Annotated in this window: 19 protein-coding genes; 15 read left to right on the top strand and 4 right to left on the bottom strand. The window is 49.4% G+C overall.

The genetic code is table 11. The features are described 5' to 3' along the window. The first annotated feature begins 48 nt into the window (after positions 1 to 48). The 10 genes from SE18_RS00795 (at position 49) to SE18_RS00750 (ending at position 9,883) form a co-directional block, all read left to right on the top strand. Entirely contained in the window at positions 49 to 1,005 is a 957-nt protein-coding gene (locus SE18_RS00795) for a carbohydrate kinase family protein (protein WP_054532513.1), read from the top strand. A 112-nt stretch (positions 1,006 to 1,117) separates the two neighbouring features. Then, a complete protein-coding gene (gene ahcY / locus SE18_RS00790; RefSeq protein WP_012189895.1) occupies positions 1,118 to 2,380 on the top strand; it encodes an adenosylhomocysteinase in 1,263 nt (420 codons plus the stop codon). 445 nt (positions 2,381 to 2,825) lie between these two features. Further along, the gene (gene metK / locus SE18_RS00785; protein ID WP_054532512.1) at positions 2,826 to 4,043 is read left to right on the top strand and encodes a methionine adenosyltransferase; all 1,218 of its coding nucleotides are present in this window, start codon (positions 2,826 to 2,828) and stop codon (positions 4,041 to 4,043) included. Positions 4,044 to 4,109: 66 nt separating this feature from the next. Continuing rightward, complete coding sequence (locus SE18_RS00780; RefSeq protein ID WP_054532511.1) at positions 4,110 to 4,613, top strand: GNAT family N-acetyltransferase; 504 nt, start codon at positions 4,110 to 4,112, stop codon at positions 4,611 to 4,613. A gap of 58 nt (positions 4,614 to 4,671) precedes the next feature. Next, the gene (locus SE18_RS00775; RefSeq protein ID WP_054532510.1) at positions 4,672 to 5,040 is read left to right on the top strand and encodes a hypothetical protein; all 369 of its coding nucleotides are present in this window, start codon (positions 4,672 to 4,674) and stop codon (positions 5,038 to 5,040) included. 101 nt (positions 5,041 to 5,141) lie between these two features. Then, positions 5,142 to 5,543, top strand: a complete 402-nt coding sequence (locus SE18_RS00770) for a VOC family protein (RefSeq protein ID WP_054532509.1) — start codon at positions 5,142 to 5,144, stop codon at positions 5,541 to 5,543. Between the two features lie 148 nt (positions 5,544 to 5,691). Beyond that, positions 5,692 to 6,459 carry a GNAT family N-acetyltransferase gene (locus SE18_RS00765; RefSeq protein ID WP_054532508.1) on the top strand — a complete coding sequence of 256 codons (768 nt, stop codon included), beginning with the start codon at positions 5,692 to 5,694 and terminating at the stop codon, positions 6,457 to 6,459. A 67-nt stretch (positions 6,460 to 6,526) separates the two neighbouring features. Continuing rightward, positions 6,527 to 7,210, top strand: coding sequence for a ribulose-phosphate 3-epimerase (rpe, locus tag SE18_RS00760; protein ID WP_054532507.1), 684 nt, complete (start codon positions 6,527 to 6,529; stop codon positions 7,208 to 7,210). Between the two features lie 460 nt (positions 7,211 to 7,670). After that, entirely contained in the window at positions 7,671 to 9,005 is a 1,335-nt protein-coding gene (locus SE18_RS00755; protein WP_054532506.1) for a glycosyltransferase 87 family protein, read from the top strand. A gap of 239 nt (positions 9,006 to 9,244) precedes the next feature. Then, a complete protein-coding gene (locus SE18_RS00750) occupies positions 9,245 to 9,883 on the top strand; it encodes a superoxide dismutase (RefSeq protein ID WP_054532550.1) in 639 nt (212 codons plus the stop codon). Positions 9,884 to 9,948: 65 nt separating this feature from the next. Here the strand turns inward: SE18_RS00750 and ruvB are convergent, their stop codons facing one another. Then, a complete protein-coding gene (gene ruvB, locus SE18_RS00745; RefSeq protein ID WP_407928461.1) occupies positions 9,949 to 10,980 on the bottom strand; it encodes a Holliday junction branch migration DNA helicase RuvB in 1,032 nt (343 codons plus the stop codon). Positions 10,981 to 11,122: 142 nt separating this feature from the next. Here ruvB and SE18_RS00740 point away from each other — a divergent pair, with 142 nt between their 5' ends. Beyond that, on the top strand, positions 11,123 to 12,151 hold the full coding sequence (locus SE18_RS00740; protein WP_054532504.1) for an STAS domain-containing protein: 1,029 nt from the start codon (positions 11,123 to 11,125) through the stop codon (positions 12,149 to 12,151). Between the two features lie 53 nt (positions 12,152 to 12,204). Here the strand turns inward: SE18_RS00740 and SE18_RS00735 are convergent, their stop codons facing one another. Together SE18_RS00735 and SE18_RS00730 are read right to left on the bottom strand one after the other, a co-directional pair. Beyond that, positions 12,205 to 12,654: a hypothetical protein gene (locus SE18_RS00735; RefSeq protein ID WP_054532503.1), complete on the bottom strand. Its 450-nt coding sequence runs from the start codon at positions 12,652 to 12,654 to the stop codon at positions 12,205 to 12,207. 165 nt (positions 12,655 to 12,819) lie between these two features. Further along, positions 12,820 to 13,260 carry a hypothetical protein gene (locus tag SE18_RS00730; RefSeq protein ID WP_054532502.1) on the bottom strand — a complete coding sequence of 147 codons (441 nt, stop codon included), beginning with the start codon at positions 13,258 to 13,260 and terminating at the stop codon, positions 12,820 to 12,822. Between the two features lie 278 nt (positions 13,261 to 13,538). On the opposite strand from SE18_RS00730, the gene SE18_RS00725 reads away from it, so the two are divergent. From SE18_RS00725 to SE18_RS00715, 3 genes are read left to right on the top strand one after another with little or no spacing between them, the layout of a single operon-like run. Beyond that, entirely contained in the window at positions 13,539 to 14,726 is a 1,188-nt protein-coding gene (locus SE18_RS00725; protein ID WP_201783455.1) for a glycine C-acetyltransferase, read from the top strand. A 6-nt stretch (positions 14,727 to 14,732) separates the two neighbouring features. Next, a complete protein-coding gene (rsfS, locus tag SE18_RS00720; protein ID WP_269083547.1) occupies positions 14,733 to 15,131 on the top strand; it encodes a ribosome silencing factor in 399 nt (132 codons plus the stop codon). 36 nt (positions 15,132 to 15,167) lie between these two features. Further along, positions 15,168 to 15,362, top strand: a complete 195-nt coding sequence (locus SE18_RS00715) for a hypothetical protein (protein ID WP_054532499.1) — start codon at positions 15,168 to 15,170, stop codon at positions 15,360 to 15,362. Between the two features lie 60 nt (positions 15,363 to 15,422). Here SE18_RS00715 and SE18_RS28290 read toward each other — a convergent pair whose 3' ends face one another. After that, positions 15,423 to 16,007, bottom strand: coding sequence for a cold-shock protein (locus SE18_RS28290; RefSeq protein WP_083469635.1), 585 nt, complete (start codon positions 16,005 to 16,007; stop codon positions 15,423 to 15,425). 150 nt (positions 16,008 to 16,157) lie between these two features. Here SE18_RS28290 and SE18_RS00705 point away from each other — a divergent pair, with 150 nt between their 5' ends. Beyond that, positions 16,158 to 18,623, top strand: a complete 2,466-nt coding sequence (locus SE18_RS00705; RefSeq protein ID WP_054532498.1) for a tetratricopeptide repeat protein — start codon at positions 16,158 to 16,160, stop codon at positions 18,621 to 18,623. Positions 18,624 to 18,788: the final 165 nt, after the last annotated feature.

Here is an 18,788-nt window from a genome sequence, read left to right as displayed (position 1 = left end):
TCCACGTAGCATAGCGGCGATATCGTTACTCATACTAGGAGTTTGTTCGTGCGGATTGTTGTAGCTGGATCAATTGCCTACGATTACATTATGGTGTTTCCTGGGCAATTCAAAGATCATATTTTGGCCGATAAAGTTCACGTTTTGAGCGTGAGCTTCTTGGTAGAGTCGATGAAGCGCATGCGGGGCGGCACAGGGCCAAATATTGCCTATAACTTGGCCTTGCTTGGCGAACGCCCCACCGTCATGGGAACCGTCGGCGAAGATTTCAGCGAATATCGCACCTGGCTCGAAAACGCTGGGGTTGATACTGGCTTGATCAAAGTTATTGAAGGCGATTTCACCGCCTCGTGCTTTATCAACACCGACCTTTCCGACAACCAAATCACCGCCTTCTACCCTGGTGCAATGGCCCAAGCCCATCGCCAGCGCTTGCCACTCGATGGCCATCGCCCAGATTTTGTGATTATTGCGCCCAACGATCCTGCTGCCATGGCGCAGTTGGTGATCGAATGCCAAGCCAACAATATTCCCTACTTGTATGACCCAAGCATGCAAGCCCCCCGCATGAACGGCCCTGAATTGCTGGCAGGCTGCCGCAGCGCCGCAGCCTTGATCGGCAACGATTATGAATTTGCCATGATGGCAGAAAAAATTGGCTGCACTGAGGAAGAATTGCATCAAGTCGTTGGCCTAACGGTTGTTACCAAAGGCGGCGAAGGTGCTACAATCTACCACAATGGCCAAGTTTATGAGATTCCAGTGGCCAAGGCAACCGTGGTTGCCGACCCAACTGGAGCAGGCGATGCCTTCCGCGCCGGATTTGTGCGAGGCTACTTGGCAGGTTTGCCCATGCCAGTCGCCGGTCGGATCGCCAGCTTGACGGCATGTTATGCCATCGAGCATCACGGCACGCAAGAACATCGCTACACCAAAGCCGATTTCGTAGCTCGCTACGAAGAAAATTTTGGTGCCGAACCACTCTTAGCTGAATTATTCGGCTAAATCAACCATGGTCATGTCAGTAATGCTACGTTTGTAGCTTACGATTCAGGTATTCAGGGATGCAGTTCATCCTTCATCCCTTTGACTTCATACTTTTATTAAGGAGTTTTTCGTGGCTAAGGATTTCGATATTAAAGATATTAAGCTCGCCGACGAAGGTATGCGCCGCATTGCCTGGGCCGAGCAAGAAATGCCAGTTTTGCGCCAATTGCGCGAACGCTTCAGCAAAGAACGTCCCCTTGAAGGCATCAAAATGTCGGCATGTTTGCACGTTACCGCTGAAACCGCAAACTTGATGCGCGCCTTGCAAGCTGGTGGCGCTGATATTGTGTTGGCAGCCTCAAACCCACTTTCAACCCAAGATGATGTTGCCGCAGCATTGGTGCAATACGACGAAATCCCCGTCTATGCCATCAAGGGCGAAGATAACGCAACCTATTACAACCACTTGAAAGCCGCCCTTGACCACGCTCCGCATATCACCATGGACGATGGTGCTGACCTCGTGAGCGCCGTCTTGAAAGATCGCCGCGAATTGTTGCCAAACTTGATTGGCTCAACCGAAGAAACCACCACTGGTGTGATTCGCTTGCGTGCTATGGCCAACCAAGGCGTGCTCGAATTCCCTGTGATCGCGGTCAACGACAGCCAAACCAAGCACTTGTTCGACAACCGCTATGGCACTGGCCAATCAACCCTCGACGGTATCATCCGCGCAACCAACGTGTTGATCGCTGGTAAAACCGTGGTTGTTGCTGGCTATGGCTGGTGTTCAAAAGGGATCGCGATGCGCGCCCATGGTCTTGGCGCAAACGTCATCGTCACCGAAATCGATTCAATCAAAGCCCTCGAAGCTGCAATGGACGGCTTCCGCGTGATGCCAATGGTTGATGCAGCTCGCATCGGCGACATCTTCATCACCGCAACTGGCGATATTCATGTCCTCGACGGCGAAGATTTCGCTGCCATGAAAGATGGCGCGATTGTTTGTAACTCAGGCCACTTCAACGTTGAAATCGATATTCCAGCTTTGGAAAAAATGGCAGTTGAAAAGAAACAACCTCGCCAATTCATCGATCAATACGTTATGGCCGATGGTCGCCGCATCAACTTGTTGGGCGAAGGCCGCTTGATCAACTTGGCTTCTGCTGAAGGCCACCCAAGCGCCGTGATGGATCAATCGTTCGCCAACCAAGCTTTGGCCAGCGAATACCTCTTGACCAACAAAGGCAAGTTGGAAAACAAAGTCTACGCCTTGCCAGTAGAAGTTGACCAAGAAATTGCTCGCTTGAAGCTCGCCGCAATGGGTATCAGCATCGATATCTTGACCGAAGCTCAAGTAACCTACCTCAACTCATGGGAAGAAGGCACCTAGTCTAATCGATCGTTTGAGGCTGGTTCAGGCTAGTTCAACGATCTTATGCTAATGTGACTGAGGCCGAAGTGCATTAATCCGCCTTCGGCTTCAGTATTAGCAATATTCCCGCCCCCACTAGCCTCCGTCCCGCCGCAGTGGGGGCGGGAATGGGATGAGCTTTCAAGGGTAGATTTTCGCTGCAAACCACGGATATGCTGGTTCATCGGTGGATGAATGACTGCCGATCCATGCCCTTGAGGGGGTGCAGGGGGATTAAAGCCCCCTGCGTTTCCCGCCTTGAGGCGGGACGGAAGGGTGGTGATCACCCATGATTGGAAAAAACCTACCCTTGAAAGAACGAGGTGAGGGAATCGAAGCACGAGCAATCAAACCAATCCTCAGAGAACCCAATGAGTATGGAATTTCAAGATTGGTTAACCATAGATTTAGGAGATAAAACTCAATGGACGCAACAACATTTATGCGTGCTCCACAGTTCTTCTTCACCTCAGAATCGGTGACTGAAGGACACCCCGATAAAATTTGTGACCAAGTTTCCGATGCGATCTTGGATGAATTGTTGGCCCAAGATCCAATGTCGCGGGTGGCTTGCGAAACCGCTACCACGACTGGCTTGATTGTGGTTCTCGGTGAAGTTACCACCAAGGGCTATGTTGAAGTTCAAGACATTGTGCGCAAAGTCGTCAGCGACATCGGCTACACCCGTGGCAAGTTCGGCTTCGATGCCGAAACCTGTGGGATTATCGTTGCCTTGCACGGCCAATCGCCAGACATCGCCCAAGGCGTTGACGTGGCCTTGGAAGTGCGCGATGATCAAGCGAGCCGCGAAGCTGAAATTGAAAAAGTCGGCGCTGGCGACCAAGGTATGGTCTTCGGTTTTGCTTGTAACGAAACCGATGAATTTATGCCTTTGACGATCTCCTTGGCCCATCAATTGACCCGCCGCTTGGCCAAAGTGCGCAAAACTGGCGAAGTCGGCTACTTGCGCCCAGACGGCAAGAGCCAAGTAACCGTCGAATATAGCCACGGCAAGCCCGTGCGCGTTGATACCGTGTTGATCTCAACCCAACACGATCCCAACGTCGATAACGAACGCATCCACAAAGATGTGATCGATTTGGTGATCAAGCCTGTCATTCCTGAAGGCATGCTCGATGAAAACACCAAAATTTTCATCAACCCAACTGGTCGCTTCGTGACCGGCGGCCCAATGGGCGACTCGGGTTTGACTGGCCGCAAAATTATCGTTGACACCTACGGCGGCGTTGCTCGCCACGGTGGCGGCGCATTCTCAGGCAAAGATTCAACCAAGGTTGACCGTTCAGCTGCCTATGCTGCCCGCTACGTTGCCAAAAACATTGTTGCCGCTGGTTTGGCCGAGCGCTTCGAATTGCAAGTGAGCTATGCAATCGGCGTTTCAAAGCCACTGTCAATTTCGTTCGAAACCTTTGGCACCGCCAAAGTCAGCGACGAAAAATTGTTGGAATTGATCAACAAGCACTTCGATTTGCGCCCAGGCGCGATCATCCGCGACCTTGATCTGCGCCGCCCAATCTATCGTCAAACCGCTGCCTACGGCCACTTTGGCCGTGCCGACGTCGATTTGCCATGGGAACGCACCGACAAAGCCGAAACCTTGCGCGCCGAAGCTGGCCTGTAAATTTCAGCAAATTCTGGTCGAGAGCTACCATTTGTAGGTAGCTCTTGGCATTTTAGGAGCCAAATAATGATAATTCGCCCTGAAACCAGCGCCAACATTGCAGCCATCACCACGATCAATCAACAAGCCTTTGGCCGCGCTGGCGAGTCCGATTTAGTCAACCAATTACGTCAAGTAATGCCCATCATTTCCTTGGTTGCCGAATTGGATGATCAGCTGGTTGGGCATATTTTGTTCAGCCCTGTGCACTATGATCAAGCGCCAAGCAGGATCACAATTTGGGGCTTAGGCCCGTTAGCAGTGTTGCCAAGCCAGCAAGCCAAGGGCGTTGGTTCGGCCTTGGTCAAAGCTGGCATTGAAGCTTGTCGCCAAGCGCAAATTCAGGCCTTGGTTGTGTCGGGTGGGCCTGAGTATTATCAACGCTTTGGCTTTCGGCCTGCTGCCACTTGGCATTTGCGCTGCCATTATCCGGTTGATGCCAAGTTTTTTATGGCCCAAGAATTAGTGGAGCACGCCTTGGCAGGCTTGGATGGCACAATTTCCTATCACCCAGCCTTTGATGCAGTGTAGCCTGTAACCTTGCCCAAATCCTGGCGTATTAAAACCAAACAATGCAGGGAGAATGTTTATGGATACACTGTTTTGGGGCATTGCGCTTGCGGTTATTGGCCTGATCATCGCAGTCCACTTAGCTTATCTATCCAAGCAAGAAGAAGCCAAACAAACCGCCAAACAGCGCTACCAACAAGCGTTACATCAAGTTCGGACAAACCCTGACGCTGCCAGTTCACAAAACCTAGCCCAAACGCGGGGCAAGAAGTATATTGAACTGCTTGAGGCTGAGCGCCGTCAACGTGTATACAATGATCAGTCTACATGGCAGGTTGATGCAGAGCTGGTGCGGGCAAAACAACAGCTCGTTATTAGCCGCCACCAACGCAACCAAGGCCCAACTTCCTACGCCGAATGGCAACAGCAAAATCAGCAACAGCAATAATTCAATCAAACATCAGCAACCATCTCCAACAGATGGTTTTTTATTCAATCCAAAAACGAAAATATGTTCTATACTAGGGCGGTGTTTTCAAGGAGGAACGAATGAACGACCAAGCTAGCTGGACTGACGGAGCAATTAGCGCAATTACCCTCTTCGTGCCCGATGTCGTTATGCAAAGCACAACCCAGTTTTATCAGCAAACATTTGGCTTGCCAATGGTCTTCAGCGACGAGAATTCAATGGTTTTTCAATTTGGCTCAACATTCATTAACTTGCTCACCGAAAGCGCAGCGGTTGAATTGCTTGCGCCGATGGCTGTGCCCAAAGCCGATGCACGCGCCTTGTATACAATCACTGTTGCTAATACCGATCAAGTTTATGCAGAATTACGTGAGCGCGGCGTTGAGTTTATCAATGGGCCAATCGATCGCTCATGGGGCGTGCGCACCGCCAGTTTTGCCGACCCTGCAGGCCACCTCTGGGAACTAGCTCAGCAGATCTAAGGGTTATTCGACAGCTAGCCCTCTATCTTTCAATCACAACCAGCTAGCTGTTGCCCCTGCTTACTCCTAGAAAATCCTCGCTTAGGCATTGGGGTATCATTCTGAGCAACAAACCGTGGCTTAGCCAGAAGATAAGGATCGCAAACCAATGCAATTGCGCTTTACACCAATTGATTTCGCTGCAATCAAACCAATAATCGTTGAATATTATGTTCAGCTGCCAACCCATGTCGATTCATTCTTTGAGGATCGTTTACTCCATGCAGTGTGGTATCAGATTGCGCTTGCTCAAACAGCGATTGGCCTCGCCGCAGTACACGATGCAAGCATGCTGGTGCATTTTTCATTGCAGCCTGGCTATCAGCAGTATGGCCAAATTGCCTTTGAGCAAGCCAAAAAATTAGCTACTGTGCAAGGAGCCTTTGTGCCAACCAACGATCAATGGTTGCTCAGCCATGCGCTCGATCAGCATCGCCAACTGCATAAACAGGCCTATTTTTTCCAAGCCAATCACCAAGTTTTGCCCGAAGCAAGTGCGAACGAACAACTACGCTTGGCAACTGAAGCCGATATTAGGCTGATTACTGAGCAGGCCAGCGATTTGTTTGATCAAATTCCGCAACGAGTAGCCTGGCAACAGCTGTTTTGTTTTAGCATCAGTGACGAGCTTGTCGGCTTTGGGATTATCGAGCTAAGCAGCATTTATCAACAGGTTGCGAGCATTGGCATGCAGATTAATGTGGCCTATCGCCAGCAAGGCTATGGCACGCGCTTCATTCAAGCATTAATTCGCCATTGCCACCGCCAACAACTTCAGCCAATCGCTGGCTGTTGGTACTACAACCATAACTCCAAAAAAACCTTGCAACGGGCTGGAATGTATAGCCCAACCCGCTTGCTGAAAATTGAATTTTAATCGTGACCAAGGCTCCTTCGATTTGTGTTTTAATAGAGCTGCATGATTAAACACAACGAGGAGTTTTATGCCAATCGGATACCACGCTGGCCGCGCCATCGAGCTGACCCCATCGATCTTATCGGCCAATTTTGCCAACCTTGGAGCCGATGTTCAGGCCGCCGACAAAGTAGGTTGTAGCTGGATTCAAGTTGATGTGATGGACGGCCATTTTGTGCCCAACCTGACCTTTGGCCCACCAGTTATCAAGGCGATTCGGCCATATTTCAAGGGCACGTTGGATGTTCACTTGATGGTGAGTAATCCCGATGCGCTGCTTGAGGAATATGCCAAAGCCGGAGCAAACCACATAACGGTGCATCAAGAGGCCAGCGTACATTTGCACCGCACAATTCAACGCATTCATGAGCTTGGCTGCACTGCGGGCGTAGCGCTCAATCCGGCTACTCCAGTCAGCAGCCTTGAAGATATAATTGAAGATCTCGATTTGGTGCTAATTATGTCGGTTAATCCTGGCTTTGGGGGCCAAAGTTTCATTGAACGCAGCTTGGCAAAAATTGCCGCCGTGCGCACTTTGCTCGATCAACGCAAGCATGAGGCGGTGATTCAAGTCGATGGTGGGGTTAAGCCCAGTAATATCGCCACGATTGTGCAGGCAGGGGCGACTAATCTAATTGCAGGCTCGGCCTTTTATTCTGCCACCATCACGCCTCACCAAGCGTGGGATGGTTTTGTCGCCGCTTTGGCATGACTTAAGTCACCCGCTAAATCACCCATTATAGGGAATGTCAGCATAGGAGCAATGGCCTATACTTAATGCATCTCCTTCTCCTCTCTTCTCTCGCTAGAACCCCGCAACTGCGGGGTTTTGGCGTTAAAGAATGTTTTTTAAATGCGGTGCTGGCCGCTTGGTAAAGTCCCACGTTTACCAAGCGGCCAACTGCCCTGATGCTTCCAAACCACAGGAGCGCCGCAATGAGAGTGTGTAGGCTTAATATAGCAAGCTCTAGTTCCAAAGGCTGTTCCAACGAGGTAGCATTTTGGTTCCAGCAGCTTTAGCAACGCAAAAACCCCAACCCCAGCCAAAACTGTCAGATCAACGCCGTTTGTAAACCTCTAGCCAAAGATTCCGCTTTATAGTTTCAGTTCGCCCTTGCATTGCAGCAGTCCAACATAGTCGATCCAAAGGCTTAATGCGCGAAAGGTTGAGTATGCGATTTGCTTGGCACACGCTAGCTACAATGATTGGCTGGGTTATCTTTGGTCTGTGGGTCGCTTTTGGGTATCAGATCGTCAGCCAAAACCAACAAAAAGGCATCGCCGCTGTCGATTTTCAAAGCTATGCGTTGGCTGCCGAACGCATGCAACATCACGCCAATCCCTATCCAGCAATTGCCGAGGCGCAAGCGATGTGGCGCAGCGTGCATCTATGGGAACAACGGATGCTCAACGCGCCCGATCAGGCGGCCAAGCTGGCAGTCAAGGCGCAATATGATCAGGTTGGTCAGATTGTGGGGCCATATCTGTACCCGCCAACGTTGGCCAATGTGGTCACAATTTTGCAGATTAACAGTCTTGGCATGGCCGCAATTTTGAGTATGGCAACGTTGCTCTTCGTGGGATTTTGGCTCTATCTGACCAAGCAAAGCAGCGCTTGGACAATCTTGGTAATGCTTAGTTTGGAGTGTATGCTGGGCATCGTTTCGGGCAATGTTGAAGTATTGTTGCTTCTCGGCAGTTTGCTTGGCGGCTATTGGGCGCTCTATCATTCGCGGCTGGCTGCGGCGCTAATTATTGCCCTGCTGCTGTTGATTAAGCCCTTCTATGCTCTGTTTTTCGTGGCTTTAGCAGCGCTGGCCTATTGCAATATGGCTAATTCAGCGGCGCGCCAAGCCTTGATTAAACGAATTGCCAGCATTACAGTGCTGGCCTTGGGGCTGATTGGGCTTGAAATTTGGCGCTGGGATAGCGCGCTACGTCACGAAACCTTCTCGTATTTAGCCAATACCCTCGAATACCAATGGTTTAATTTTGCGGTGGCTGAGCAAAGCCCAATGAGCATGTGGAATCGGACGCCATTGCAAGGCTTAATCAATCTTGGCCTCAAGCCAAATAGCGCTCAAATATTGGCGCTTGGCCTATGGTTGCTCGGGTTGGCTGCAAGTTGTTGGCTAGTTTGGCGCAAGCAGGTTGGTTTTCCATTGCTGTACGGCATAAGTTTTATTTTATTCTATTGGGGTAGGCCTGTTGGTTGGTCGTTCTCATTTATTGAATTAATTGTGCTCAGTTTGGTTTGGCCAACGCTTGGCCGATGGGGCAAAATTGGCCTCAGCACAGCGATGTTTGGGCTGATTGGCTCGCGGTGGGTCGCGCTCGGCCTTACTGCCCAAGCTCAAGGGATGCCACTCAATACGCTGCAAACCAGCAACTTCGCTTGGGAATCGTGGTTCGTCTTGCCCTTGTGCTTGCTCTGTTTGGGCTATACAATTCGCCAAACAGTTCAACCGCATGCAGCTTCAAGCACCCAGCAAATCCTCGTCAATTAAGCTCGTTTTTTAATCAATTATTTAATAATTATCATGATTTTGCTAAAACCAAAGCGCCAATTTCAACGAATGGAGCAATACCAACGCATGGTCTAGTGGAGGTTGTGATAATGTCAGAACGTTTCAATTTATCGCGGCGGGGATTTTTGGGCGCAATCGGCTTAGGCAGTTTGGCCGCAATTTGGGGCAACAAAGAGGCAAGCGCCAAAAAATATGGCGGAGTTGGCAAAACGTTTGATATGGCAACCGTGCCAACCAACGGCAAATTCACCCTGCCAGCCTTGCCCTATGATTATGGTGCATTGGAACCGCAACTCGATGCAGAAACGATGTACATTCATCACCAAAAACATCACAATACGATGGTTACCAATTTAAATGCGGCCTTGGCTGATTATCCAAAATTGCAAAGCATGAATGTGGCTGAACTTTTGCATGGCTTGAGCAACTTACCAAGCGCAATTCAGACCGCAGTGCGCAACAACGCTGGCGGCCATGCCAATCACTCAATTTGGTGGGCAACGCTTTCGCCCAAAGGTGGCGGCAGCGCTGGCGGGGCGTTGGCGGCGGCAATTAATGCCAAATATGGCTCGTTCGGTAGCTTCCAAAATAGCTATAACGATATTGCTTCGCGGCGCTTTGGCTCAGGTTGGGGCTGGCTCTCAACCGATAGCAAAGGCACGCTCTACCTCGCTAGCTACCCCAACCAAGATAGCCCGTATATGGAAGGCTTGACTCCATTGCTTGGGGTTGATGTTTGGGAACATGCCTACTATTTGAAATTCCGCCAAAAACGCGCCGAATTTTTGAGCGCTTGGTGGAATGTGATTAATTGGAGCGAGGTCGGGCGACGCTACGATCTGGCCATTGCCAAGTAAGCCCAAAGCGAAATCGGGCTGCTCATAGTTATGAGCAGCCCGATTTTTATGTCAACTATTAAAATCTATTCCAAGTTAAAGGTTGATTGTTGGCTATCAACTGGGCGCGGTGCTTCGGGGAAGCTCACGCCGAGGTGGTCATAGGCGCGGCGCGTAGCAATCCTTCCGCGTGGCGTGCGCTGAAGAAAACCAAGTTGCAACAAATATGGCTCGTAAACATCCTCGATTGCATCAACTTCTTCGGCAGTGGCAGCGGCCAAGGTGGTTAAACCAACTGGCCCACCATTGAACGTTTCGATCAAGGTGCGCAAAACCCGCCGATCATTCTCATCAAGCCCCAAATCGTCGATTTCGAGGCTAGCAAGGGCGGCTTTGGCAACGTCGAGGGTAATGTGATTATCGGCCATGACCAAGGCAAAATCGCGCACCCGCCGCAGCAATCGATTGACCACCCGTGGCGTGCCGCGTGCCCGCCGCGCAATCTCCAAGGCTCCAGCCTCGTCAATTGGCGATTTGAGCAAGGCCGCCGAACGGCGCACAATGTCGGTCATGGCTTCAACTGAGTAAAATTCAAGCCGATGCACCGAGCCAAAACGATCACGCAAGGGCGAGGTGAGCAATGCAAGCCGCGTCGTCGCTCCAACCACGGTAAAGCGCGGTAATTTCAGGCGCAAATTGCGGGCGCTTGGGCCTTTGCCTACAATAATATCCAGCGCAAAATCTTCCATCGCCGGATACATCACTTCCTCGACGGCGCGATTCAAGCGATGGACTTCATCAATAAACAGCAAATCATCTTTTTTGAGGTTAGTCAAAATTGCTGCCAAATCGCCAGCCCGCTCGATTGCTGGGCCAGAGGTAATTTTGATATTCACGCCCATTTCATTGGCCAAAATGGTTGAAAGCGTGGTTTTGCCTAAGCCAGGCGGGCCATAAAACAACGTATGATCAAGCGGCTCCTTGCGTTGTTGCGCCGCAGCAATCGCAATTTTGAGGTTGGCTAGCACTTTTTCTTGGCCAATATATTCAGCCAATTTTTTTGGCCGCAAACTTTTCTCCACCACTTGATCCTCTTCGCGAGGCTTGGGTGAAATCATTCGTTGAGCTTGATCAAACGCATCCGACATGGCATCCTCCTACAGCGATTATAGCACAGACGGTCGCATGCTGGCAGCAATTGAATCATCAGAAAAAAAGCCTGATATAATGCGCCATAGCCACTTTACACAGGTACCGCACATGGCCGATCCACCAATTGCATTATGGAACGAAGAACGTGAACAGCGTAAGCGGGCCTTACGCCGTATTTTGATCACTGGCAGTAGTTTTATTGTTTTACTGATTCTGTACTATGTTTTAGGAGTTGATCTCAGCGTTGGACGCAATCAAATAGCGCTTGGCTGTTTGGTTGGCATTCTGGTTGCCGCCGGAGTTTCTGGCTGGTTGGTCAGCATCGATCAGCCAGAGCTAGCAACTCATGCGATGTTTATTCCCTATTTTGCGCTTATTTTGGTCGTCGCCATCCCGGTTGGGGTAACTAGTCGCGGGATGTATGGTCTGTTTATTCCAATTGTAGCGGCGGCGTTATTGTTGCCAGCACGTTGGAGTTTAATTTATGCGATTATTGCTGTGATTGTGTTCGTCAGCACCGATCTGCTTAGTCCTCAGCCATTTTCATTAAATATTACGATTCTCAATCTGCTGTTTGCTGGCGGCTGTTTTGGCACCGCAGCAGCCACAACCTCGTTTACGGCGCGGCGCTTACGCCAACTGCTGAAAAGTAGCATCGAACATAGCAAAGCGCTTGAACGCAACCAAACCGTGCTAGAGGAGCGGGTGCAAAAACGCACACTCTACCTAGAAAAAGCACTCGACGAACTGCAACGCTCCAGCGAAACCATTCGCCAAATGAGCGTGCCAGTGCTGCCAATTGCCGAGCGGGTCTTGGTCTTGCCACTGGTCGGCAGTATCGATCTGACGCGGGCTGGGTTGCTGAGCGATGAATTGCTGAATACGATTTATCAGCGTCGCCCACATACGATTTTGATCGATTTGACTGGACTTAACACGATCGATCAAGCAGTCGCCGAATCGTTGGTGCAAACCTTGAGTGCAGTACGCTTGCTTGGCACCGAGCCAGTCGTGGTTGGCTTACGCAGCGAAACCGTGCAAGCGCTGCTGGATACAGGCATCGACATTGCCCATATTCGCACCTTCCGCGATGTGCAAAGTGGCTTAGCTTACGCAACAAGCAAACCGAGTTATTAGAAAATCCCCTCTCCCCTGCATTCAGTGAGAAAGTGGGAGAGGGAACAATTAGGCTAGCGCACGATCAGTGTATTGCCATCAAGCATCAATTGGCTATCAAGCCAGCGTGTGCGGGCTTTTTGGCCATGCATGCCATGCAAGATAAACTCAATTGAATCCTCAGGCGCGGCAAATTCGCGCAAAATCGACCCGCGGACAACAAACGACTCATATGGTCGAATCCGCTTGCTATCCAGTGGTTCGAGTTGCAAATCAAGCGCTGGTTTGCTGCGTAGCTCGACGTTAACATCCTTCCAAAATTTGCTTTGATACAGCGTAACTTCAAAATAGAGACGTGTCGGATCAGCTGATTCGCTTTGCTGCCACTTATCATACAAATCACCTTCGTGGAGCGTAACAGGCAGATCATCACGGATTGGCGGCCCCCATGCCCAGAATGAGATACCGATACAACTGCCAACTACGAGCAAGCATGCAATCAAAAATTTAATCAGTTCTCGCACAACATCCTCATTTCACACCATTCCAATACGGGTTGGATTGAGTGTAGCCTGCGATCGGGTTTGCACCATGCCCAATCCTCGCAGCAATGCAGCATAATCATTGCAATTGTGATTAAAATTTATTGAATAACGAATCTTAGAGGTTTAAGCATCAGCCTAGCTCTGCTAGCGCACCATGAGCACCGTGCCATTAAAATTGGCTGGATGGTTGAGATTAATTGTCCGTGATGTTTCCCCTTTCATTCTATGCAAGGCAAACTCAATTGAATCTCCAGGTGCGGCAAGTTCTAGGGATACCGACCCACGTATAACAAATGGCACAAATGGTTGAATGGTGTTTGTAACTAATGGCTCAAACCATAGTTCAAGCGTTGGTTTACTCAGTGCCTCAACCCAAACTTGGGTAAATGCTTCAGAAGTCTGAAACCTAACTTCAAAATAGAGTTGCGTCGGATTATCCGAGACAATTTGTTGCCATTCTACAGAATAACCACTATCCTCGGGTAGTGGCGGCTCCCAAACCCAAAATGCCAGCCCAATGCAACTGCCAACAACCAACAAACCCGCAAGTGAAAATTTAGCTACTTCGCGAATCACGCGTACCATGACAACTCCATTTCGTAATTGAGCGCACCAATTGGATAGATAGAACCTAAACCTATCCGCAATTCTCGCACGCCAACCAGCATAATCATCGCACCACGCCTGGAATCTACCAATAGTACTTGAGGCGCACGGAACGGTGGTATCAATCCTCACGCTAAACTTTCAAAGCCCATAAATCAGCTCTCAGGCGCATCTACAAAGCGCGCTTATGCACTATAATGCATCTGAAACATATGGCGTTGAGCCATAGTTGCGAATAGCTATGTATGGGGGCGATGATGCCGCATTCGTTTGAAGCATATCTTGATGAGCAACTGAATAGTTTGCGTGAGCAAGGGGTTTTTCGCAGATTGCGCGAATTGCAAAGCCCAACCGGCCCACGCTCAACCATCGATGGCAAATCGGTGATCAATCTCTCATCAAATAATTATTTGGGCTTGGCCAATCATCCAGCCTTGAAAGCAGCAGCAATCAAAGCAATCGAGGAGTTGGGGGTTGGTTCGGGTGCAGTTCGCACAATTATTGGCACAATGAGCATCCACGAGGAGCTTGAACAACGCTTGGCCGAATTCAAGCATACCGAGGCGGTTTTGGTGCTCCAATCAGGCTTTACGGCCAATGCAGCGGTTTTGGGAGTTGTGCTCAACGATGGCGATTTGGTGATCAGCGATGAGCTGAACCATGCCTCGATCATCGATGGCATTCGTCTAACCAAAGCAGCTCGCGCCGTCTATCGCCACAACGATATGGCCGATTTGGAACGGGTGTTGCAGGATAATCAAGGGAAATATCGTAATACATTGATTGTGACCGATGGCGTATTTAGCATGGATGGCGATATTGCGCCTTTGCCACGGATCGCTGAGCTAGCCAAGCATTACGGCGCAATCACGATGGTCGATGATGCCCATGCATCGGGCGTGCTTGGCAGCAACGGCAGCGGCACGGTCAGCCATTATGGCATCACCGATTGGGATATTCAGGTTGGCACGCTTTCCAAGGCAATTGGAGCTTTGGGCGGGTATGTGGCAACGTCGAGCAAATTGCGCCAGTTGATGGAACATCGCTCCCGCCCATTTCTGTTCAGCACCTCACATCCGCCAGCGGTGGCTGCAACCTGTATTGCCGCAGTTAAGCTCTTGCAAAGCCCTGAAGGCGCGCAATTGCATCAACAACTTTGGGAAAATACCACGTTCTTCAAGGCGGGATTGCAACAACTTGGCTTTAACACTGGCATCTCGCAAACCCCAATCACCCCAGTGATTGTTGGCGAGAGCGCCAAGGCCATGCAATTCTCCGATGAACTGTTTCAAGCAGGCGTCTTTGCCCAAGGCATCGCCTTCCCAACCGTGGCCCGCGATAAAGGTCGGGTACGCACAATCGTAACTGCCAGCCATAGCAATGCAGATTTGGCGGAAGCCCTCAGCATCTTCGAACATGTTGGGCGCAAGATGCAGCTAATTTAAGGTTTCATGGTATATTGGAAGCAGAAAAAGTCTGTTCTAGGAAATTGTGGAGGTCTACCTATCGAAGCGCAAGTTCTTGCCCGCCGTGCTGTTGATTTAGCAGACTCGAAGCAGGCAAATGATATTATCATGCTTGATGTTCGCCCATTAGCCACGTTCGCCGATTTTTTGGTGATTTGTACCGCTGGCAATGAGCGCATGGTACGAGCAGTCGTAAAAGAAATTGATGATCAGTTAGTCCAAGAAGGCGCACCGACACCCAAAGTCGAAGGTTCACCCGAAACTGGCTGGGTTTTGCTCGATTTTGGCGATGTGGTTGTGCATATTTTTAGCCCTGAACAACGCGATTTTTACAAGCTCGATAAATTGTGGCAAAAAGCTACGCCAGTTGTCGTTCTTCAGTAATCGGCGGGTCAAGGACGATCACGTGCGAGGTACATCATGAACAAATCTACACAACGCGAACGCTATGTCGTCTTTGCACTTGGAGCAGCAGCAGGCAGCGCCTTAGGCTTGATTCTCGGTTCGATCTTGGCTTCTTCGCTAAGTGACGATACGATGCAAGCTATCGGGCGCGGGTTCCGCCGCCTCACAGGCCGCGATCATAAACCAAATTTCGAGCTGTTTCTCCAATAACACCAAGGCCGACTCATCAGAGTCGGCCTTGCTGCTTGAGTGGATATGCAAAACTCAAATTCAGATCTCAAGTGAGTTGGCGCGCAAGCCACGATCACTTGCCGAAACGCTGACGCGGACGCTATCGCCAACTTGCACCCGATTGCCAGCATGATTAAACAAGCTCGAATGCACATAGGCATCGCCATAATTATCGCTGAGCGCCACAAACATAAAGCGCCCTTGGGGATCGATATAATCAACCCGCGCATTAATGACACCAACAGGAGCACTACCACTGAACGAACGGCTACGTTCGCGCGGGCCATTGCTCCACTCGCGGCGCGGGCCGTTATTGCTTGGGCGGCCTTGAGTAGCAAAACGCTCACGCCGCTCGACCCCATAGCCACCAGCGTCGCGTTGCTCATAGGCCCGAATGCGCGGCGTTGGCGGTAAGGCGTTGGTCACTAAAACATCATTAGCTTCATCACCTTTCATGCCCCGAACTACCACGAAACTTACTTCTTCGCCCTCAACTAACCAGCGTCGTCCATCACCAAGCGCCCGTCGATGAACAAACAACGATGCTCCTGCATGAGTTGTAATAAAACCATACGATTTTTCAGGATCAAACCACGCCACCGTGCCAGTACTACGCTCATTCATAACCCATGTCTCCATGTTGGAATTGATGCTCGGCAGCAACCTAGTGCCGAATCACGCTTTATAATGATACAAAGTATCATTAAATATATACCTTGTCAAGCCCATGGCTCATGTTAAAATGATGTCTGCACACATTAGTAGGAGCTAGAGATGAGCGACGATCACATTTGGACAGCCAAATCAATTCAGACATTAATTCAGCGGCCTGAACGCCTTTTGGCAAACCAAACATGGCGACAACGCTTACAAACATTTGGTGGTTTAGGCGATTTTTATCATTGGCTCGGCCAATTACCGCTCGAACAGCCGCAGCAATCACTGCTCAAGGTGCTTACAACCTATCCTGGCGCGCCAGTCGATAGTTATTGTCAGATGTTGAATATTCATCAAGCAACCTATCATCGCTACCAAAAAGCCTTGTTCGAGCAGCTTGCCACATTGCTCAACCAACCACATCAGGCCCACGCAAACGATCCAAATTCTGCTACTGATCGCGCGCCAATTCACCAATTGCGGCCCGCAGTTGGAGATTTTGTTGGGCGAGAATCCGAGGTTAAGCGCCTAACCAATGCGATTGAGATTGCGCACGAAGCCAAGCGTGGAGCAGCATTAGTTGGCATTCATGGCATGGGTGGCATAGGTAAAAGCGAATTAAGCCTGATCGTTGCCCAAAACATTGTGCATTTGTATCCTGATGCTCAATTGATGCTCAATTTGTATGGAGCGCGTGACCATGCGCTCACCACAGAGCAAGCCCTTGGTTTGGTCATTAACGCGCTTGATCCCAAAACCCGCCTGCCTGAAAAACGCGAGCAATTACTGGCTCGCTATCACAACATTCTGCATAACAAACAAGTCTTGATTGTGGTAGATGATGCGCGTGATGCTGAGCATGTACGCGACCTCATTCCGCCTGTTGGGTGCTGTTTGATTATCAGCAGTCGCCAACGATTTAGCTTACCAGCGATGGCCAGCGTCCAGCTTGAGGCGCTCAATACTGAAGATTCAAGCAAGCTCATCCAAGAAATTTGCCCACGGCTTGATCAGCCAGATACTGAACGATTAGCCAGTGCTTGCCAGTATTTGCCCTTAGCCTTGCGGGTAAGCGCGAGTATTTTGCAGAATAACCCAGCGCTCAAGCCAGAGGATTATTTGGCGCAACTTGCCGATCAAAACCAGCGCTTGCAGGCTTTGCGCGACCCTGACGATCAACAATTGAATGTTGAAGCCTCGCTGGCCTTGAGTTACACCCAACTTAGTGCTCAACAGCAATATTTTGTGCGCCAATTGGCGGTGTTGGTTGCCGATTTTTCTAGCTCAATGGGCTTGGCTATGCTCGAATTGCCAAATAATTTAACGGCAGAAAACGAACTCTATTATTTATTACGGCATAATTTATTACACTACGATGGGCATAATGAACGCTGGAGCATGCACGATTTAATTCGCAGCTTTGCGCTGCAGCAATTGGTGAAACAACAAGAAGTTGAAGCTGCAACATGGCGTTATTGCGAAACTATTCGAGATTTGGCCCAATCGCTGCACGAGCTGTATCTTAACGAAATTGGCGGCAAACTGCGGGCAAGACAAGTGTTTGATCGCGAAGAAAAACATGTTAATTGGGTCTTTCAGTATGCACCAACCCAACTAGGAATAGATCGGGGTGATCAACTAATAATCGATCTCGTCTTAGGCACGGTGTATAACCGAAGTAATTATTATCCATCAAAAGTATATCGAATCGCCTATATCAACCATGCGATTGAAGCTGCAACGAGACTCAATAATGAGCCATTACTTGCCAGGGTTTTGGGTCATCAGGCCAATCTTTATCGTGAGTTTGGCAAAACGCGCGAGGCAATCCCGATTATTCTGCGCTCAATTAAGCTTGCTGAAAGACATGGCATAACCGATCATACAAGTTCTTATATTCAGCTTGCCTATTGTCATCATCAGTTAGGGACACCTGATGATCTAAAAACTGGTTTATCCTATGCTGTTGCTGCATTTTTATGCAACAATCAAGAAGCTGAACTGCTTAGAGCCTATAATAATATACCGCTAATCAATAGCATGGCTACAATTTACGCAAGATTACAAAATGCTGATCTATCGTTATATTACTACTTAAAGGTTATAAAAATTGGTATTGATACGAATATTGGGGTTGATATGGCTCTACATTATGGCAATATTGGCAATATGTACCGAAGAATGGACAAATTTGATAAAGCGTTGGAGTTTATCAAAAAATCTGCTGAAATTGCCGAGCAATATGATGATGGAATCTCGAAAGCAGCAGCAGCAGTTAATCTAGCCGAAATATTGATAGATCAAGCGCAATATGCTGAAGCACTTGCCTATTTTGAGCAAGCAATTCGCTTATTCAGTCAGGTTAATTATCAATTTCATGTTGCCTATTGCCAATGGTATTACGGCATAGCATTACTGTGGCTTGATCAGTTTGAACAGGCAATTGCCCAGTTTACCCAAAGTATCGCCCATTTTCAACAACAGAATACGATGAACCAAACGAATCTTAGCTTGTTTGAACAGCTCAAAGCTGGCCAGATTGAACCACGGCAATTCCTCGCAGAGGTGATGCCCTTCACCTAAAATCGCAAGTAGTGGTGCTAGCTCTTTAGTCCTGTGTCGTACCGACCAAGATGGCCTAGATTTCTTAGGAAATGCCAATGCTTTGGGTATTGATCTTGCATTGAAAGCCATGTAGGATGGTAGATACAAGGATTCGGACGCAGAGGAAATGCAACGAAGCCGTTG

The sequence above is a fragment of the Herpetosiphon geysericola genome (assembly GCF_001306135.1).
Classification (GTDB): domain Bacteria; phylum Chloroflexota; class Chloroflexia; order Chloroflexales; family Herpetosiphonaceae; genus Herpetosiphon; species Herpetosiphon geysericola.
Note: the sequence above shows the minus strand (reverse complement) of the source record. Positions and strands in the feature narration are given on the sequence as shown.